General features: G+C 57.2%; 12 protein-coding genes and 3 pseudogenes. 7 read left to right on the top strand and 8 right to left on the bottom strand.

Annotation, left to right across the window (positions count from 1 at the left end; all coding sequences use genetic code 11):
• Positions 1-38: 38 nt before the first annotated feature.
• On the top strand, positions 39-1,961 hold the full coding sequence (locus ACYZUD_RS20565) for a pilus assembly protein TadG-related protein (protein WP_462019886.1): 1,923 nt from the start codon (positions 39-41) through the stop codon (positions 1,959-1,961).
• Here ACYZUD_RS20565 and ACYZUD_RS20560 read toward each other — a convergent pair.
• Both ACYZUD_RS20560 and ACYZUD_RS20555 read right to left on the bottom strand, forming a co-directional pair.
• Positions 1,946-4,699: an ATP-binding protein gene (locus tag ACYZUD_RS20560; RefSeq protein ID WP_462019885.1), complete on the bottom strand. Its 2,754-nt coding sequence runs from the start codon at positions 4,697-4,699 to the stop codon at positions 1,946-1,948. The two genes, ACYZUD_RS20565 and ACYZUD_RS20560, sit on opposite strands and share 16 nt — an antisense overlap.
• A complete protein-coding gene (locus tag ACYZUD_RS20555; protein ID WP_462019884.1) occupies positions 4,696-5,136 on the bottom strand; it encodes a TadE/TadG family type IV pilus assembly protein in 441 nt (146 codons plus the stop codon). The genes ACYZUD_RS20560 and ACYZUD_RS20555 overlap by 4 nt, the downstream gene beginning before the upstream one ends.
• Before the next feature lie 75 nt (positions 5,137-5,211).
• Here ACYZUD_RS20555 and ACYZUD_RS20550 point away from each other — a divergent pair, with 75 nt between their 5' ends.
• Together ACYZUD_RS20550 and ACYZUD_RS20545 are read left to right on the top strand one after the other, a co-directional pair.
• Positions 5,212-5,682 (top strand): prepilin peptidase, encoded by a 471-nt coding sequence (locus ACYZUD_RS20550; protein WP_462019883.1) that lies wholly within the window; start codon positions 5,212-5,214, stop codon positions 5,680-5,682.
• Between the two features lie 114 nt (positions 5,683-5,796).
• Positions 5,797-6,588 carry a response regulator transcription factor gene (locus tag ACYZUD_RS20545; protein WP_462019882.1) on the top strand — a complete coding sequence of 264 codons (792 nt, stop codon included), beginning with the start codon at positions 5,797-5,799 and terminating at the stop codon, positions 6,586-6,588.
• A 388-nt stretch (positions 6,589-6,976) separates the two neighbouring features.
• Here the strand turns inward: ACYZUD_RS20545 and ACYZUD_RS20540 are convergent.
• A pseudogene (locus ACYZUD_RS20540) lies at positions 6,977-8,138 on the bottom strand (IS3 family transposase).
• A 58-nt stretch (positions 8,139-8,196) separates the two neighbouring features.
• Between ACYZUD_RS20540 and ACYZUD_RS20535 the strand changes: the two are divergent.
• Positions 8,197-8,553 (top strand): annotated as a pseudogene (locus ACYZUD_RS20535) (DUF6124 family protein); the annotation flags it as partial.
• 145 nt (positions 8,554-8,698) lie between these two features.
• Here the strand turns inward: ACYZUD_RS20535 and ACYZUD_RS20530 are convergent.
• From ACYZUD_RS20530 to ACYZUD_RS20520, 3 genes and pseudogenes are all read right to left on the bottom strand, one after another.
• Positions 8,699-13,948 carry a dermonecrotic toxin domain-containing protein gene (locus tag ACYZUD_RS20530; protein WP_462019881.1) on the bottom strand — a complete coding sequence of 1,750 codons (5,250 nt, stop codon included), beginning with the start codon at positions 13,946-13,948 and terminating at the stop codon, positions 8,699-8,701.
• Between the two features lie 157 nt (positions 13,949-14,105).
• The gene (locus ACYZUD_RS20525; RefSeq protein WP_462019880.1) at positions 14,106-14,417 is read right to left on the bottom strand and encodes a hypothetical protein; all 312 of its coding nucleotides are present in this window, start codon (positions 14,415-14,417) and stop codon (positions 14,106-14,108) included.
• A gap of 194 nt (positions 14,418-14,611) precedes the next feature.
• Positions 14,612-14,984 (bottom strand): annotated as a pseudogene (locus ACYZUD_RS20520) (DUF6124 family protein).
• Between the two features lie 497 nt (positions 14,985-15,481).
• On the opposite strand from ACYZUD_RS20520, the gene ACYZUD_RS20515 reads away from it, so the two are divergent.
• The 3 genes from ACYZUD_RS20515 to ACYZUD_RS20505 all read left to right on the top strand — a co-directional run bounded on the left by ACYZUD_RS20515 (position 15,482) and on the right by ACYZUD_RS20505 (position 16,718).
• Positions 15,482-15,877 (top strand): DUF6124 family protein, encoded by a 396-nt coding sequence (locus ACYZUD_RS20515; protein WP_462019879.1) that lies wholly within the window; start codon positions 15,482-15,484, stop codon positions 15,875-15,877.
• A gap of 115 nt (positions 15,878-15,992) precedes the next feature.
• Positions 15,993-16,319: a hypothetical protein gene (locus ACYZUD_RS20510; protein WP_462019878.1), complete on the top strand. Its 327-nt coding sequence runs from the start codon at positions 15,993-15,995 to the stop codon at positions 16,317-16,319.
• A 261-nt stretch (positions 16,320-16,580) separates the two neighbouring features.
• Positions 16,581-16,718: a Mor transcription activator family protein gene (locus tag ACYZUD_RS20505; protein WP_462019877.1), complete on the top strand. Its 138-nt coding sequence runs from the start codon at positions 16,581-16,583 to the stop codon at positions 16,716-16,718.
• Positions 16,719-16,869: 151 nt separating this feature from the next.
• Here the strand turns inward: ACYZUD_RS20505 and ACYZUD_RS20500 are convergent, their stop codons facing one another.
• Together ACYZUD_RS20500 and ACYZUD_RS20495 are read right to left on the bottom strand one after the other, a co-directional pair.
• Entirely contained in the window at positions 16,870-17,724 is an 855-nt protein-coding gene (locus ACYZUD_RS20500) for a MaoC family dehydratase (RefSeq protein ID WP_462019876.1), read from the bottom strand.
• Between the two features lie 2 nt (positions 17,725-17,726).
• Positions 17,727-19,079, bottom strand: coding sequence for a 3-oxoacyl-ACP reductase (locus ACYZUD_RS20495; protein ID WP_462019875.1), 1,353 nt, complete (start codon positions 19,077-19,079; stop codon positions 17,727-17,729).
• Positions 19,080-19,231 lie beyond the last annotated feature (152 nt).

The raw sequence follows: 19,231 nt of genomic DNA, 5'->3' as shown, positions 1-19,231 counted from the left end.
TGGAGAACCTCGGCAGTGCACCGGCAAAGGAGTGCGTCATGTCTCCCCGCTTGCAGTTTCGCGGCCCGGCCCGGCAACGGGGGGCGATTGGCTTGATGGCAGCGCTGACCCTGGGCCTGGTGTTGGGGTTCATGCTGTTAGTGGTCGATACCGGCAGGCTTTACCTGGAAAAGCGCAAATTGCAGAGGGTGGCGGATACCGCCGCACTTGAGGCCGTGACGCGCGATGGTCATTGCCAGTCCGGGTTGAGCGCTGCCAGTTACGCCACCCAAAGTGCTGAGCGCAACGGTTTTACGGTCAACACCGACAGCACACTGACGGTCAGTTGCGGCACCTTGCAGACTGGCGCAGACAACCTTCGAGCCTTCACGGCCGATCCCACCAAAACCGCGGCCGTTCAAGTCATCGCCAGCCATACCGTCCCCACCAGCGTGGCGGCTGGCATTGGCGCGTTGCTGGCCGGCGGACCGGTCAGCCTCAGCACCCGGCTCAGCGCCACCGCCGTGGCGGCCGAGCCCAAACTGACGTTGGCGCAGCTGAGTATCCGAAGCACACTGCTGGGGGCCGATACCTCCCGATCAAACCTGCTGAACCCGCTGTTCTCGACGCTGCTGGGCGGCAATGTGAACCTGACCGTCGGCGGCTGGGACGCTTTGATCAAAACCGATATCAACCTGCTGAAGTTCATGGACCAACTGGCGATAAAGCTGGGCGTGACGGCGGGCGATTACACCGCTCTGTTGAACACCCAGGCCAGCGTGACCAAGTTCATCGAGGCCGCCGCCGACGTGCTTCCCGTCAACGGTGGCACGGCAACCGTAAAGACGGCATTGGGTAATTTACAGTTGGCGGCCACCAACGCCGCACCGATCAAGTTGGGGGATTTGCTGCAACTGCAATCCGGCACGCAGGCGGCCGGCCTCGACGCCTCGGTACAGCTGTTCCAGTTGATTCAAGGGTTTGTGCAACTGGCCAACAAGAACAGCGGGGTGAGCGCTGTGTTGCCGGTGAACGTCTTGGGGTTGCTGGGCATGACCACCCGCATCAAGGTCATTCAGCCGCCGCAGTTCTCGGCGATAGGCGACCCGGCGTTGGCGAAAATTGCCCCGCTGGGCGCGAACAAAATCTACGTGCGCACCGCGCAGGTTCGCATCCTGGTGTCGGTTGACCTGTCGTTGATCAATGTCGTTTTACAGACGGTCAATGCGTTGTTACAGCCGGTGGTAGGCCTGATCAATACGCTGCTGGCGCCTGGCTGTCTCTTCGGCAGTTGCACACAGACGGACCTGAAAATCCTGCCCAACGGGTTGAACCTCGACGTGGGGCTGGAAGCGGGCACCGGCAGTAGTTACGTCACCGATTACACGTGCGTCAGTCCGGAAAACAAGAGCCTCACCGCCACCACCACGATTTCGGCGCTGCGAGTCAAAGTCGGTCAGATCGATCGGGATATCTGGCTCTCGTCTTCCGCGGCGCCCAGCCTTTCGCCGCTGACCCTGATCGATATCGGCGCAAAAACCTGCAACTTGCCTAACTGCGGTGCGCGAACGCCGTTCGCCGGTGGCGGCAGTGAAATCGTGATCGACAGCCCGGTTGCCGGCACCAGCGAACCCAATTACACCTTCGCCAATCCTCATGAAGTCAACGTGTCGCCGGACCCTACGCACCCGGTGACTGTGTCGGGTGTAGTCGGCAGTTTGAAGGGGACGCTCGGGGGCATAACGCTGATTCAACACACGCCCACCATTGGCAGTTTGCTGGGTGGGCTACTGAACACCTTGCTGTCGACGCTGGCTGACGCCACTACGCAATTGGTCTCGGCCATCAGTGGTCTGCTCGCGTCGCTGGTCGATCCCATTGTGGACAGTCTGTTGCTCAATCTCGGGATCGACGTCAATAAAGTCGACGTGGGTTTCAACCTGACCTGCGGGCAGAAAGGCAAAGCCTATCTGGTGATCTGATCCTCCACGGCAATCGGCAGCTCGATACAAAACCGTGCGCCCTCGACCGAATTTCTCACGCTGAGCTTTCCGCCCATGTTCTCGACGATGCCGTAACTCACCGACAACCCGAGCCCGGTGCCGACACCCACCGGTTTGGTGGTGAAGAACGGTTCGAAGATCCGCTCCAGCAGCCGCGGATCGATGCCGCCGCCATTGTCCTCGACCCACAGCCGCACCGACTGCGCATCACGCTCGGCGTACAGCGAAATCCACGGTTTGAACTCAGGGTTGGTTTCGCGTTTGCCGAGCAGCGCATCCCGGGCATTGACCATCAGGTTGATCAGTACCTGTTCCAACTGATCGACATGACCGCGCACCTGAACATCAAAACCGGTCTCGCTGACCCTCAAATCGACCCCTTTGCCGCGCATGCCTTCGCCCAGCAACGACAGCGTGCCTTCGATGGCTTGAGCGGGGTTGAACGGGTGTTGTTCGATTTCCGAACGGCGGCCGAACACCCGCATGTGATCCACCACCCGCGCGGCACGCTGGACCTGCGCATCGATGCGGTTGAGCTTGTCGGTCAGGTAATCGATCTGCGCATCGCCGTTGTTCAGGCGTTTGAGCACATTGACGATGGCCATGCGCATCACGTTCAGCGGCTGGTTGATTTCATGGGCCAGGCCCGTGGCCATTTCGCCGAGCGTGGCCATTTTTGCGCTCTGGGTGAGTTGCTGCTGGGCGCGCCGGACCTCGGTGTTGTCGCGCCCGACGGCCTGGATCTCGAGCAAGCGGCCCTGCTCATCAAACACCCCGCGATCCGACCAGACCCACCACGCGTGCTCCCGTCCCGGCAGTTGCAGGTTGATTTCCGCCGTGCTGACCGGGAATTCCGGGCTCAGTTGGCTGAGTCGCTGGAGAAAGGCTTCACGCTGTTCCGGCGACATCCAACTGCCCAGGTTAACCCCCGGCAGTTGTTCGGGTTGGCATTCCAGGTACGTCGCCAACGGCCGGTTACCGAAGGTCAGGGTCAGATCCGGGCGGTAGCGGCAGATCATCGCCGGGGAGTCTTCCACCAGGATTCGATAACGTTCTTCACTTTGCTTGACCTGCTCGGTGGCTAGGGTCGCTTCGGTGACGTCCAGCCACAGACCGACAGCCTCCACCGGCAGGCCGAGGTCGTCACGCAGCAGCTTGGCTTCGTCGAGCAACCAGTGGTAATCGCCGCGACTGTCGCGCAGCCGATAACGGGCGCGCACCGAACCTTCACGCAGCAGGTGCCGGGTGCGCTCGAAATACCGATCGCGGTCCTCGGGGTGAACCTTTTCCACCAGTGTGCCGGCGGCACAATCGGCGAGCGTCCAGCCGAGGAGCGGCAGCAGGCTGTCGCTGAAAAAGGTCGGTTGCAGCGCGCCTTCGACATAGCGCTGCACGTAGATCACTGCCGGTGAACTGGCGATCAGGTTGTCCAGTCGGGCATGGGCCGCGGCGGTGTTCTGTTGCTGGTTTTTGATGTCGCTGATGTCGAGCATGAAACCCACCAGCCGTCGGTGGTTGCCGATGCCCAGGGCCTGGCCTTGCAGGCGATACCAGATCGGCGATGGTGCGGCGTCGGGACGATGCAGGCGTACGCACAGCAGCAACGGCGTGCCGTCGTCCTGCAAGTCTTGCAGGCGGCTGGTGAGCTCTTCGCGGTCGGCGGGATGCACCTGATCGAGCCAGTCGTGCAGCGGCAAACGCGCGCTTGCGAGGTTCAGTGTGCTGGCCAGCGACGGTGCCAATTGCACCTCGCGACTGTCGCCGAACACCTCCCACCAACCGGTGCCCAGCAAGGCTTGCAGCGACTCCAGTCGCTCCAGTTGCAGATGGTGCCGATGCTCGCGCAAACGTTCCAGCAAGGGGCCGGCGAGCGCGGCGGTGAGCTGCAGCCAGTCGCGCTCGCTGACATCGGGTGCACGTTGATGCACCGGGTAAAAGCCACAGAGCAACCACGCGACCACGCCTTGAGCATCGTGATAGGGCACGGTGAACCCTTCGGCATTGCCGAACGTGCTTTGCAGGCGCGGATGCTCGCCCAAGGGCAGGTGCTGCGGGGCGGAGCCGTTCAAGCTGTCGAGGCCCGTGCCCAGGCGCTGACCGTTTTGCCACAGTTGCGGTGCGTCGAAGGCCGCGTAATGTTGGTGGACCTGCCAGCCCTGTTCCTGTTCATCGAGCAACGCCACGGCGACACACGGGATCTGAAAGCACTGCGTCAGGCCTTGCAGTTGTTCCATCAGCACCTCGGGCAGGCGCGTCAGGCTGCACAGACGCAACTGCTCGCCCATCTGCGCGGCGAGCAACTGGCAGTGTTCGCGGCTGCGCGATTGTCGGCGTTCGAGCAACAAGTCGCCGATGTCCAGCAACTGCAACAGCCAGGCCTCGGCCAACGGCTGCACCCAGCCGCGCAAGTGCAGGGGCTGGCCGCTGAGGCTGTAAAAGTCCAGATCCAGGCTCTGTCCCAGCCAGTCGGCAGGTGAGCCTTCGACGGCGAGGCTGCTGTGCGGCATCAGCAAATCGAGCAGATGCGGTGTCTGCGCACTGGGTATCTGCTGGGCCAGCAGATGCCGTAGCGGGCCAGTCAGATGGATCACTCGACCTTCGGCATCCAGATGCACCTGCAGTCCGACACTTTGCGCGCTCAGGGCGCTCGGGACGTCCAGTGGCTGTGGCGGATGGCGGTTAAGCAGCCGCCCGAAGAGTTTGTCTCCGGAACTCAAAACTGCAAGCTCGAACTGGCGGTCAGGGTCGCGGGCAGGTTGGGCACCTCGCCAATCCCCGGCAAGTTCAGAAACGGGATGACCTGCCTCAGTTTTTGGGTGGGGTAGTTGATGCTGACCTTCAGCACGCCGCCCACGTAGGTGGCGCTGGCGTCGGTGGCGACATTGAAATTCAGTGCCGCGGGAATCCACGCCAGCTGCCGGCTCAGTTCCGTCGTGGCAACGGTTCTTACAGCGGTTTCGTAGCCGGGTGTGGTCGGGTCCAGCGCGACGCTGCGGCGCACCGCTTCGGCGGTCGACTGGTTGAACGACTGCACCAGCACCAGCGGCAGGCTGTAACTCACAATCCCATAAAACACCGCAAAAAAGATGACGAACACCAAGGCGAATTCAATCGCTACGGCGCCTTTTTGTTTGCGGGGGAGGCCTGTTTTCATGAGTGCGTCTACCCTGACCATCACGATGTAATGTCAGCATAGAATCATTCAGCCAAAACGGACGTTTTTTACCGGATGCAAAGCGTTGTCCTACTGATCTGGCTGACGCTCTGCGCAGCGCAGGATGCTCGAGAGCGGCACATCGCCAATGGCCTGACCCTGGGCGCAGGGTTGTTGGCGCTGGTGTATCTGCTGTGGACCGGAACCACCTGGCTCGGTGCCGAGGCGGGGCAGGGCGGCTGGGCTTTTTTGCTGGCGCTGGCCTTCACTTTGCCCGGTTACGCACTCGGACGCCTGGGCGCCGGCGATGTGAAACTCATGACCGCGCTGGGCCTGGCGACGGACGGTATGCACCTGCTCGGGGTGTTCATCGGCGCGGGATTGGCCAGCGTGCTTTGGCTGCTGCTGGCGCCAAGAGTCTGGCTTCATATGAGTCAAGGGCTTAGGCATCGTCTTCGATATCTGCGGCCCGGAACGTCAAATAAGCAGCCGTTCGCGCCCTTCGTGCTGGTGGGGCTGTTGCTCACATTCGCCTGGATCCACTAGTCGGCAGGTTCATGTACAGAGTCGGAAAGTACGTCTACTTTCAAATCAGTAGTTGTACAGCCTGACGCTGTCGGTACAGGAACGGCCAACCTTTGGCCTCGCAGGGAGTTGCACGTGAACAAGCGTACCTCGGCAGTGAAAGTCCTCGTGGTCGACGATCAGCCGCTGATCGTTGAAGAGCTTTGCGAGTTTCTTGAGAGCAACGGTTACCGTTGTGTCGCTTGCGAATCCAGCCATCAGGCGATCGAGCGTTTCAGCGAAGACGAGCAGATCGGCCTGGTGCTCTGCGATCTGCACATGCCTGGCCTGGACGGGATTCAACTGGTTCAGGAACTGCAACGATTATCCGGCAAGCATCGGGCCTTCGAAGCGATCATGCTCACCGGGCGTGCGGACAAGCAGGATGTGATCAAGGCGTTGCGCGCCGGGATTGCCGACTACTATCAGAAGCCGATTGATCTGGATGAGCTGCTCGAAGGGATTGCCCGTCAGGAAGTGGTCCTGCAGGAACGGCAGAAAAGTGTGCAACTGGGACATTTGAATCAGAAGCTGCAATACCTTTCCGAATCGATCAATGACCTGTATCAGGACCTGGATAAGGTTCGGCGTGGTCCGCATTCGGCGGTGTCGTCAGACGGCTCTGATGACGATGTCAGTGATGAGGATCGCGCGGAGATTCCGGCGATTTTCAATCAGCTGTCACCCCGGCAACTGGATGTGGCGCGGTTGGTGGGCAAGGGGCAGACCAATTATCAGATTGCCTGTGAGTTGGGGATCACCGAGAACACTGTGAAGCTGTATGTGTCCCAGGTACTGCGGTTGACGCATATGCATAACCGCACGCAACTGGCGTTGGCCTTGTCGCCCCGTAACGCCGGTATGCGGCATCGGGTGACTGCGCATTAGGCATTAGGGGGCAGTCCACAGAGCATGGGAACGATCGGTGCGTCAACAGACGGCACAAAACAAGGAAGTTTTCGACAGAGTTTGAAGGTTGCCGCTCGGAAGCCGCATGACTAATCTCCGAGGGTCGCTGCCAATTCAGCGACCGGATTTGACCGTCCGATTTAATCAAGAATTGCTAGAGGCCAAGACTTGTTTCAGGCGTTTTTTTTACGTCTGAGGTATCGTGTCGCGACGGCTGTGCGCGGGACACCTTCGGGTGTGCCGGGTTCCTTGATATCCGGTCGGTCAACCCGCGTACAGCTGCCACCTATTCGTTTGACCGCGGATGTTGGCAGCTCCACTTATCAAGGAGCTACACCATGTTCAAGGCAACCCCCAATTGTAGTGGTCAACTAATCCCGGACACGACGTTAAGTTTTTCTTCGGCCCGAGCTGGCGCCAGTCCATCGTTGAATTGATGGGGCCGAATCCAGTTGTACCGATGCATTAAGAAATGGCTGATATCGCGCTGGGCTTCCTGAGCCGTTCTGTAGCCCACGGTCGGTATCCATTCAGTTTTCAAGCTGCGGAACACTCGCTCCATCGGCGCGTTGTCCCAGCAATTTCCTCGACGACTCATGCTCTGATGCATGCGATAACGCCAGAGCCGCTGGCGAAACAGGCGGCTCGCATATTGCGACCCTTGATCCGAGTGAAACATCAGCCCTTGAGGCCTTCCACGCTGTTCGTAGGCCATGTCCAGCGCCTTGATCACCAACCCAGCATCTGGTTTTTCTGACAATGCCCAGCCCACTATCCGGCGCGTAAAAAGATCCAGCACGACCGCCAGATAGTGCCATTTCCCCTGGGCCCAAATGTAAGTGATGTCGCCGCACACACCTGGTTGGGCGCCGGGACATCGAACTCCCGATTCAAGAGGTTCGGGATATCCAACCGTTCAACCGTTGCTCGTTTATAGGCATGAGAACCAGGTTGTTTACTGACGAGATCAAGCTCGCGCATCAAGCCGCGCACTTTGAACCGACCGAGTTGCTCACCATCATCACGCATCAACGAGAGAAGGCTGCGGCTGCCGGCAGCACTGCGACTTTGTGAAAACAACTCGCTCACCCGGCTGCGCAACCGAAGCCGTTCGACATCAGGCGTTCGACGCTTGAGGCGGTGGGCGTAGTAACTTGAGCGGTTGATTTCAAACACTTTGCACAGCCAATCAACCGGCTCGTGGACGCTCAGCTGATTGATCAGCGCGTACGCTCGTGATCTTCCGACATCAAGAGCGCGGTAGCCTTTTTTAATATCGATTTTTCCCGTTCAAGACGAGCGATCCGGGCTTCCAGTTCCTGGATTTTCTGCTGCTCCGGTGTCAGCGCTTTGCTCTGCGGAGTGACGCCTTGGCGTTCCTTCTGAACCTGGTCAACCCAACGGCGCAGGGCCGATTCGCCCACGCCGAGTGAACGGCTGGCTTCGATGAAGCTGTAGTTTTGCTTGAGTACGAGGTCGGCAGCCTCGCGTTTGAATTCAGCAGAAAATGAACGGCGTTGTTTGGTCATCTGACACCTCGATCTGGCGAGTATTCTCGCCTAAATGGGTGTCCGGTTTCATTAGACCACTACAAATCCTCCCGAATTAGAAACCGAAAGCACTTCCCCCTACGCTTCAATCGACTCAAAGAAACTTCACGAAGCTGCCGACCGCGCGCTTGATCACTACCTCAATCCGTCTGCCCTCAATGAACCCGTTGTACGTAAACCAAGCACGATGTTCGTCGTTTCGCCCGATGTCGATAACGAAAGCCTGTTGGCTCACGCCTGTGAATCGCTGGCGTCGGCGAGTGTCATGGCCAGTGATTTTGCAGGATGTTTGGAGGGGCCGCATCGGCATACGGCAATGGCGATTCAGCAGATCATCATGCTGGCTGAGTTGGTGGTGAATCGGGCCTTGGATAACATTGATCCACAGGATTAATCACCGAACGGTGGCGGAGGTTTTTTGTGGCGAGGGGGCAATCCCCTCACCACACGTTGGTGCATCTGGTCTGGTCAATTCCTGATCCGATGGCTCAATAAAAAGCCCTCTGAACTTGCAAAAAAAGACAGAGGGCGCATTTATATCAGGGCGCTGATATACCAGCCAGCGCCTCTTCCAGGCTACCTGTCGGGCTTCGCATGGGTTCGACTCGCCGGCCCATTCTGCTAAGCAGCAGAGCGACAGAATCAGCATTGCTCAAAATACTTTCGACTCGTTTCAGCGGATTGGTTAAAAATATTCGGCGAGCATCGTCCAGTGTTTGGCCACCGGTTACAGTCAAAACATGGTCCAGAAACCACTCTGAATCAGTGCCCGCTCTGGGATCTGCTTTAACCCCTGTCACGATGTTCATCATTTGGAAGAGTTCGTTCCTGGGGGTCCTGATCGACAGTGCATCGTCCTGACGTGCTTTCAAGCCCATCTTCACGCTCAAACCTAATTGTGTATCGTCGGCAATCAGATCGTGAAAGGGATGAGATGCATCCAGGTAAATAATATCTGCTGCATCGAGGATTTGATGTGCCAGCTCATGGATCAGCGTGACGGCGCGGGCATGGGTGCCAATATCAAATGGCTGTGTCAAAAGGGGCTCGTACTCCAGTTCAGGGTTGAAAAAAGTCTTGGTCAGGTATAAGCGTTGCGCGGGGTCGGGTATGACTGTGAACGCTAGGGCGTGCCCGATGGTGTTTCGTTGGGAACTGCTCTGAGAGCCGATTACAAATCGTTTTGAACTTGTGGAGCGCAGAGAGGGATCCAGTAGCGCCGAGAGTAGTCTGTCGATAACGCTCGTTATTCTCGCGAGGTGTTCGGCTGTCAGTGTTTGTAAACCAAATAGTTCTTTTACGAGCCTGAGTGTTCGGGTCGGGACGTTGATGCCCGGCGCTAACAAACGCAAATTGTCTCGGCTGTTTTGGAGGTACAGCGTTGCCAGATCCAACGCCTGGGTGATCATCAGAGATTGTCGAGGGTAGAGCCACCGAATAGTGTCCATTCCGGTTGCATGTATATTGATGCCCTGCCGGGCAATTGGGCATGCGTAAATTCGGTTGGCGACCTTTGATATCGCTCTGCCACCTGTCACAAGCGGGCCTTGGTTGCTGAACATCCATTGCAGTTTGGCATTCTTCTGCACGAACGGACCGTCGCCGTGATGACTAGTGATTCTCCAGCGTTCACCGTGTTTGGTGAGACGAAAGACTTTGCCCTCGACGGGTGCGTATTGATGGCTTGTGATTGGGGCGCGATAGAGACTGAGGTGTGAGTCTTTCTGCAGGTCATTCAAAGCGATATCAGTCACTTCGTGGGACTGCAATTCAGTTCGGTGCACCGCTGTTATATCTATATTTGGCCAGCTGGGCTCAGTGTCAATGGTAGACAGCGGTGTAACTTCAGCGGTGGTGTCTGGAACACTTTCCGGTGTTTCGGGCAGTGACTGCCTGAGCATTACCATTTGCGCTGCGCCGTTTATGAAATCGCCAATCCCCTTGCGCCAGTGATGTTCTTGCAGCGCTTCGGCAGAGCTTTTGAACAGCTTGAAACTTCTCCAGACGACTAGTGGATAAGCCAGTTTTCCGGGGATGAATTGCAAGGCCTGATGCACACCTGATGCGAACGCATGTTTTACAGCGGTCCATTCCTCGTGGGCTTTTGCGATGGATTGGCATCCCAGTAGTTTGAACAGCGTATCGATGTTGTCGGTAAACAATTGCTTGAACAAATGACCCTTGATGGGGTTGGAGGCAAGGCTGATCGATGAGGTGGTACCGGCGGGGGTGGCCAATAAAGGGATAAACGTTGCCCGCGCTACGTCCGGGAGGCTGCGAAGCACCCACTGCTGCAACGCTCCGGGTGTTGTCAACTCAGCCAGAAAACTGGCCTCATCTTTGTACTCCTTGAGAAGATGGCTTTGGCTGTAGGGGGCATACAGGACATGCGGTCCCTGAGTACCTGGCGGCGGCCCCATCAGGTAGAGACCGAGAGCTTTGACCGCCGTAGCGCCACGTGAGGCGACCAGTTCAAGTGGGCGAATGATGGCCAGCGCATCGTTAACGGCCGCGCGAGCGATCGCGTCTGGCATATCCATGATTTGTTGAACAAATCCGAACGCGCTTCCCGTAAGATTTTTTTTCAGCATCTCGGCATGGGCGTGCTGCATGAGTTGCCAGGGGAGTTGCCTGGCGAACCTCTGCTGACGGGCTGGCAGACCTGGGCTGCCGGGTGCTAACAGGGTCTGTAGGTGCTTAAGGTACTCCGTACCGATGTTCAACTGTTTAACCTGCCGCGTCAGCGTTTCTGCGTCCACCTCTGACGGGAGTGCAAGTGCTGTTCTGGATTCAACTTTCAGGTTCGCTCCACTCATTTGGTCGTGATGGGACAGTGCATATTCAGCCAGGGACAGCTGTCGCGGCGTAGAAGTATTGGCAGGTGTTACCGTAATTTTAATGTCGTCAGGCGTGTGAATATTCAGGTTAAAGGTGGTCTGTAGCAGCGCTGAGAGTTTCTCTTTTGCAAAGTCCGTCAGAGCACGGATGCCGTGCAGGTAGTCTTTGTCGGCCTCCACATTGTTTCGGTACTGCTCCAACATTTCGATGTGCAGTTGTTGGTCTTGTACCGACGCCATCCCCAACCAATTTGGCAATGAGTGCTGAGTGATCAGTGCCTGGGCGATCTCCATGGCTCGCCGCAGATTGGAGGGAGGAATACTTTGCGTAATCCGGATTTGCCAAAGCTTTTGAAGCTGACTGCTGGAAAGTGTTGAGCCAAGCAATTGCTCGAGTTCCGCTTTTCGTAGTTCTGCATAGGACTGTTGACGGTTCTCAAGCAAGTTGCCGGCGATGCGCTCCAGTGAATTGAAAGAGTAGTCTCGATGAGATGATTGCTCTGATCGTTTGAGGTTATCCAGGAGTGCAAGACGTTCGTCCGGACTCAGCAAACGTCGATTGAGTTCGGTTTTGAAATGATTCAAGGAGCTGAAGGTTTCAATTCCTTGTTCAGGCGTCCAAAGTACGGCACGACCGGAGTGGACGGGATCCAGACCTCCTCGCTCCGTTAAAAGGAATACGTTGGCCAGACTGACCGGAGTGTTCTGGTTGGCGGTTTTCAGGGTCAAGAAAAAAGCTTCTGGCAAGAATCCGTTCAAGCCATGCCGTGTGTGGTGCTCAAGGCTGTTGAGAACAGTTTCGACAATACCCCGGTCAGCGGCTCGGATAGTCTGATTTAGCGTTCTGAGTTGGAGCTCCTCGCGCAGCCCTGCCAGCATCGCTTTCACGAGGGAGGGTTTCATATTCGGGAAAGCGTTCTGGACGTGGCGCAGATGATCGGGAAAGTCTTTAAGTGCATCGTCGACCAGCGTGTTGACAGTCTGCACGTTCAGACCTGGAATCTTTAACGAAAGGCCGGCAGTAGACGCTGCAAAGAAGCTGACATTCGGCGAGTCATCGATAGGACGGGCTTGGTCGCTGACGCGTGCCAGGAAGTGCTCGACCAGGCTGAGTGATGAGGTTGGCTGACGAGCCTCCGACTCGGTCGGTGGACTGCTATAGCGGTTTACATAAATATTTGACGCCACAAGGTATCCGAGTTTTAGCGTTGCCAGTCCGCTGTTCAGTATGGCCGTGGCTGAGCGCTGGATGGCGGGTTGGTTGGACAATCCTTTTACGATGTCGGCATTCAACGTTTCGAGTCGCTGTAAAGATTGCTTCGCTGACTCAAGAACGGATGTCGCAGGCTTGCTGGAACTGCTTTCTGCTGAAGACGACTCACTCCAGGATGATGCCAGGCGTGTACTCCAGCGACCTTGTGAATTGAGCGTCAGCAGTTGGTTGTCGACCATGGCTCGCACGTCGAGCACATTGTCGATCAAGGCATCGATATCGATGGTGCCCTTGCTTCGACGATAGAGTCCGAGGGCATAGTCCAGGTTCTGTACCTGTTTTTTTGCAATGTCCTGCTGCATGTCGCGAAAAACCGATCCACTGACAGGAGAGGTCACTATGTTCGGTGAACCGAACCCCAGCAGGGTTGTACGCTCGCTTCGTGCCACAGACTTCAGAAGTTCGTCTCGTTTGCCTATTGTTTTCAACGTTTTCAGTAGATCGGTTTTCACCTCGGCAACGTTGTAGAAGACTTGCAGGCCTTGAGCCTGGGTGTACAGAAATGCATGGTTTTGCGGTTCTTCCGGAGTACTGATGATGAGGGCGCTACAGAGGTCTATGGATTGCTTGCCCAGCTCGGTGAGACGAACTTTTTCAATCCCCATCGGTTTGGAATGGTGTTCGCCAGTCTTGGCATCGTCCATCAGTAGTGCCATCAGCTCCTGGTGCTGCTGCGCCGATAGGTTGGTCTGTTGTCGTTGATCGAGCAGGCTCGCGCTGTATTTATCACGCATGGCGTCTGCAAAAAGTTCCTGCCTCGACTGACCTGTTGTGAGCGTGTGTTGCCAAAATGCAGTGAGCCGGTTTTTCAAATGCTCTGCCAGTCCTGCGGCAAGCCCTGGCACGGATCGCTCCCAGAGTAAGTTGTCGTTAACCTTGCTGCTGGCAGAGTCAGGTTCAAGTGTTCGCTCGGGGTTAATGAACTCTCTGGTTTGCCCGGTAGGCCAAGCATTGCTGACGTAGTAGGCGAGAACCGTTTCGCTCAGCGACTGTGAGGACACCGGTTGAGCGCTGGAGGCGCTGGCATTAGAGGCATCAGAAGTCTTCTCTGTGGCAAAGCTGTTTACCCTGGTTTCTCGATGATCCATGCCTGGGAATTGTTCGGCGAGCTCACTGTTCAGGTAGTGTTCGATCATCGACGTGATAGAGGGGAGTTCAACTAGTTCGTTCAACAGGTCCTGAGCGTTCTGGAGTTGGTTGCGGGTAATGATGCGCTGTTGCTCTTCGAACACAGCCCTCTGGATTACCCGCGTACCCAGCATAAATTCGTCGGCAGGACTGAACTGGTTACGTTGAGAAATGGAAAGATAGCGCAGTAGTTCGGTCGCTTGAGTCGGAGTTTTCAACCATTTGACCAGTTCGGACTTTAGTGTTTGTGGGTTGTCGAATTTTTCCAAACCACGAGACGGCGTGTAGAGAAAGGCACCTCCGTCAGGCGCCGGACTCATGAGAAAAGCGCCGGCAAGTTCTATGGCAGTCGCACCTTTTGGGGGTAGAAAAATAGTTTCAACCGTCATCGGAGCATCGAGCGCGATGCGGGCTGTATGGTTTTCGAGATACACCGCATCAAGCCAGTCGAGATCCGGGAGTGTGAAGTGGCGGGCAAGTTGGCGTTCTGTCAGTTGTGCCCTGAGAGGCAACGTTTCGGGGAAAAAATACGGTAAGGAAGGTGTGTTCATGACTGTGATCTCAATTCGTGTCGTCTCTGTTGTTGGTGACTGAGTGGACGACACTAAAGCGAGGTGTTTGAGTGATGGTGGTAAATAGATAGTGTTCAGAATGAAATGAGGATCGCGAGCGTGCGGTAAAGCTTCGGTGCACCTTTGGGGCGATCCTTCAAGCCTCAACACACAAGCGGGCTTGCTCGCGAAAGCGATCTGACTGATGCCGAGCGCGAAAAGCTCGGGCGCTTCGGCTAGATAAATGGCGTTGGGATTTTTTGCTTGTGGTGCAAGGGAATATCGAAACAGCGGAGACGATGGTCTCCACAGTTTTTGTTTTTAGCCCCGCTTTGATCAGCTTTTCGGCAATCCATTGTGCGATTTGCGTAACGACGGCGTTTCCGGCATCGAAAGCCTCTGCAAGGTTGGTCGCATCCAGTCCGAGGCAAAGCCCATCATTTTCAGACGCTCGCTGCCGCTCAGCCATCTGATCCCATCGGTGCGGTTCAGCGACGAAAGTGGTACAGCCCATAGCGATTTGTGAGCCTGCTTTTGAAGTTGTGCGGCGAAGTTCCTCCCGCTTTGGCTGGATAAAATTAAGGCAGTCAACCCGGAAGGGCTGCTGCCTTTTCGATCAAGTGATCTTACTGTTCATGCAACACATCCAATGCGGTGCATAAGCTACTCAGGTGAATTGAGTTGATCCAATACTCGATTCACCTGAGTAGCTCGCCCAGCATGATGACCTGCGCAATGCCTAACAGGGAATTGCGACCCGGTCCCTCCATATGATCTGCCAAATCCATGGTCATGACGTTCGCCGATGCCAGCGACTCGCAAGCGTGAGCCAGCAGGGTTTCGGTATCGAGCTCTGGGTTGACGATGAACATAGTGGCGAGCTTCCGCGGAGAGGCTTTGATATGAGCGCTTTGGGCGGCAGGGTTGAAGTAGAAATCGAGGGCGCGGTTGACCGTTCGCGATGTGCTTCTGAATCGCGACCTTCGTACAGCGATGTCGGATCGGTGTCCGGCGGATTCGGCGTTATCTTGAACATTGATGAAACTCCATATGGAATAAATGGAGCCATCACTCTCGCTACCAAACGATGGGTGGCGGCCATACGAAGGTTGGTAGACCGGCCCATATGGAAAACCCGGCGTACCCGAGGACGCCCTGCGCATGGCCACCATAAAACAGATGCGAAAAAGCACCCGCATCAGGCGAAGCTATGCGTCATATGGGAGACGGGCTACCAAACCCGATCACTGTTTTGCAGCGACCGGGAAACGATAGAGCCCGTGCCCAAGGCGCATAAGCCGGCGGGTTCTTACGCAACTGTAGGCAACGACGCAAGGTCTTGTAGCTCTCAGGAAGTAACGCGGAGTGCCGTTAAACAAGCACTGCCAAACGGGTGGGTGTCCCGGCTACACAAGGCTCAGAAATGATGAAAACATGGAGGAAATGGAGGAAGTGTCCGACGTATTTTTAGGGTTGGCGGTCGGAAGCTCGACGTATAGCGTGACATCTCCCTTCACTGAGCGGAGATGCATCATGTACGACGCCACACCTTGTCCCCCCGAGTCGTCAGAAGCCGAAAGGACCTCTCCATACATTTCCTTGGAGTCAAGAAAACTCCACCAGGCTGCCGACCGCGCTCTGGACTACTACCTTAATCCCGCTGCACGCGAAGCCCCCAACCCGCCGCGTAAACCCAGTTCGGTTTTCGTCGTGGCGCCGGACGTCAACCCCGAAGCGCTACTGGCCCAAGCCTGTGAATCGCTGGCTTCGGCGAGTGTAATGGCCAGTGATTTTGCTGCGTTACTGGACGGGGCGCAGCGCAACACAATGATGGCGCTTCAACAGATCATCATGCTGGGGGAATTGGCGGTGAATCGGATGCTGGATAACGTTGAGACGCCGCAATCGCCAACTTCAGACTGTTCGTAAGTGGGCGTGTGGGTTTATCTACCCGTGTGTAAAGCGCACTGGCTGTTTCGTGTACTTATCTGACCTTGCATCACCCTGCCCAACACCTGAGCCATTGATCACAAGGAACGTTGATATGGAAATCCGGCAATTCAGCAAATTTGACGCTACCGTTACTTCAATTTTTAAAGGCCTGTTGGAGAGTTATCCTACGCCCCGCCCGCTGGATGCAACCGTTGTAGGCTATAAAGCGAGCACGCGTTACCGGTCGATTTGTACCTCTGCCGTTGAAAAGCAGGCGTCTGTCTATCCAACCGAAGATGAACACTTTTTTGCTGACATTGTTCGGTGGTTGGCTTCCCAGAGCTATCTAATGTTCGATAAAGAGGATGCCTGTAAGTTTTCGGGGGCCGTGGTTACGGAAAAGGGGTTGAAGCTTTGCGAGACCCTGCCTAACAGCTGAGCCTGATAGGCATGAAAAAGGCCGCTTCGTTAGCGGCCTTTGCTGAGTGGAATATTAGGATGTCCAGATATACCTTTGTCCTCCACCCAGGTACGGAGAAACTCTTCAAGCGTCGCGCCAATCAACACAGCCGCAGCTGCGGGATGGCATTCAGTCCTCTCCAACAGGGCATGTGCTTGTTGCAGAAAGTTGGACGCGACGTCGATTTCGGGCTGCCTCTTAGGCGACAACTCGTGATTTAGTCCGGCTTCCACGTAGGCTATGAACGCATTGAGAACTGCTCTCGCACCTCGAATTCCAGAATCATTGCAGTGGATTTACAAGATCGTTAAGGCGGTGCGCAAGGATGAGATAGCGCGTCGTCAAGTTGATATGTTCGCCCCGTCGGCTGACGACTGACGGGGCGTTTTTTGTTGCATGGGGTGCAGGGGTATTGCAGCCGGCATCCCAGTTTGTGCCAGTCTATTCCGCAATAGCCCGGATTTACCTCGCTTATGCGGTGGGGTTTATCTCAGACCTAAACATCTGACAGATGCCAGTGATAAACCGTTCAGGCGACAGGCCGCCAATGCCCCACCATATGCTCAAGATCCCCCGCACCCACCAACTGAAAATCCCCACTGGAACCTGCCACGCTGGCCAGTAATGTCACCTCACTGGGCAATCGCACCGGTTTCCTGAACTGCACCGCAATTTCGACATTGGCCGTCGGCAGATGATCGGCAAGCGCCGCCAGGGTACGCGCCTTGTTCCACAATCCATGGGCGATGGCTGTCGGGAAGCCGAACAGTTTGGCGCTCACGGTACTCAGGTGAATCGGGTTGTAGTCGCCGGACACTTTGGCGTACTGCCGGCCAATGTCCGCGGGCGCTTTCCAGCGAGCCACTTCCATCAACGCCAGTGTCGACGCCAACACATCCTCGACAGGCTCACCCTCGAGTTTGACGCCGCGGCAGAGCATCTGACTTTCAGCTTCCCACAACGGCCCCAACTGATCGTCGAGCGTCGTCACCAGATCGAACGTCGCCCCCTTGGCATGCGGTTGCAGGTTCTGCACCTGCACGCTGACCCGCACGCGATGCACGCCGCCCATGGGCCGCAGCACACGAATGCGGTTGCTCAGGTGAATCAGCCCCAGCAGCGGGAACGGAAATTCCCTGGCGGTGAGCAGTTGCATCTGCAACGCAAACGCCAGGATGTGTGGATACGTCGGCGGCAGCAAACCGTTGTCGGCAAAACCGCAGACGGTACGGTAGGCCGCCAGGCGCTTCGGATCGACATCGACCCAGCAGCGCAAACCCGAATCGGGCAGCGTGGTGCCGGTGATCTTGCGTCGCGTCGCGGCCCGCACATACAACCCGGACAGGCTCGGTTCGCTATGGAGTGTGTGCCAATCGATGATCATGCCTAAGCCCCCAAAACACTTTGTCCACAGACTCGCAATGCTTGCCCGGTGAACGCACCGGTGCCCGGTTGCGCGAGCCACGCGACCGCTTCGGCAACGTCTTGCGGCAAGCCGCCCTGGCCCAGCGAACTCATCCGTCGACCCGCTTCACGCAAGCCGAACGGAAGGTGCGCGGTCATTTGGGTTTCGATGAACCCCGGCGCCACCGCGTTGATGCTGATGCCCCGCGCATTGAGCAGCGGTGCCCAGGCCTGGGCCAGGCCGATCAACCCGGCCTTGCTCGCCGCGTAATTGGTTTGCCCGCGATTACCGGCGATGCCGCTGATGGACGCCAGCAGGATCACCCGGCCGTTGTTCTGCAAAGTGCCGCTGTCGAGCAAGGCCTTGGTCAGCACTTGCGGTGCATTGAGATTGACCGCGAGCACCGCGTCCCAGAATTCCGGGGTCATGTTGGCCAGGGTTTTATCCCGGGTGATGCCGGCGTTGTGCACCACGATATCGATGCCATCGGGCAACTGTTCGATCAACTGCGCGGCGGCGTCTTCGGCGCAGATGTCCAGGGTGATGCTGCGCCCGCCGAGACGCGCGGCGAGGGCTTCGAGATCGGTTTTGGCCGGTGGCACGTCGAGCAGGATGACTTCGGCGCCGTCACGGGCCAGAGTCTCGGCGATCGAAGCGCCGATGCCCCGTGCAGAACCGGTGACCAGCGCCTTGCGGCCCGACAGCGGGCGAGTCCAGTCCGTCACCTGCGTGTCGCAGGGGTTCAGGCGAATCACTTGCCCGGACACGAAAGCACTCTTGGGTGAGAGGAAAAACCGTAGCGGGCCTTCCAGTTGATCCTCGGCACCCTCGCCGACCTGAATCAGCTGCAACGTGCCGCCGCTGCGCAGCTCCTTGGCCAGCGAACGACTGAAACCTTCCAAGGCCCGTTGGGTGCTGGCGGCGAACGGCTCGCTCAGGGTTTGCGGCGCGCGCCCGAGAATCACCAGGTGCGCGCTGTGATCGAGGTTTTTCATCAGCGGCTGGAAGAACTCGCGCAGCTGTTTGAGCTGATCGGTCTGCACCAGATCACTGGCGTCAAACACCACGGCTTTGAGTTTGGGGCCGTGGCCGGGAATCCACGCCGTGGCCATTGAAGGGTCGGTACCGTAGCTGTAGATCGCATCGGTCAGCCGGTTGGCGAAGGCACTGACTTTTTCCGCCAACGGGCCACCACCGATCAGCAGCGCGCCTTCGACGGGGCGCAGCCGGCCAGCTTGCCAGCGCTCCAGCCGTACCGGCGACGGCAGACCCAGGGCCCCGACCAGACGATGGCCGATGGACGAATTGGCGAAGTCGATATAGCGGTCAGACATGGAACGCGCTCCAGCAGCTGGGGTTCAAAGTGTGGACCACGAATGGCAATCAGTCGTTCGATCCACCGGATAAGGCCTAAGCTTGACCACAGCAGATTAGTTGAACTTGGGTTTACCAGGACTTTCATGGCAATGCAGACCCCTGTGGGAGC

Source organism: Pseudomonas sp. XS1P51, from assembly GCF_054897845.1.
The sequence above is the reverse complement of the archived record's forward strand: the minus strand, read 5'-3'. Positions and strand labels throughout refer to the sequence as shown.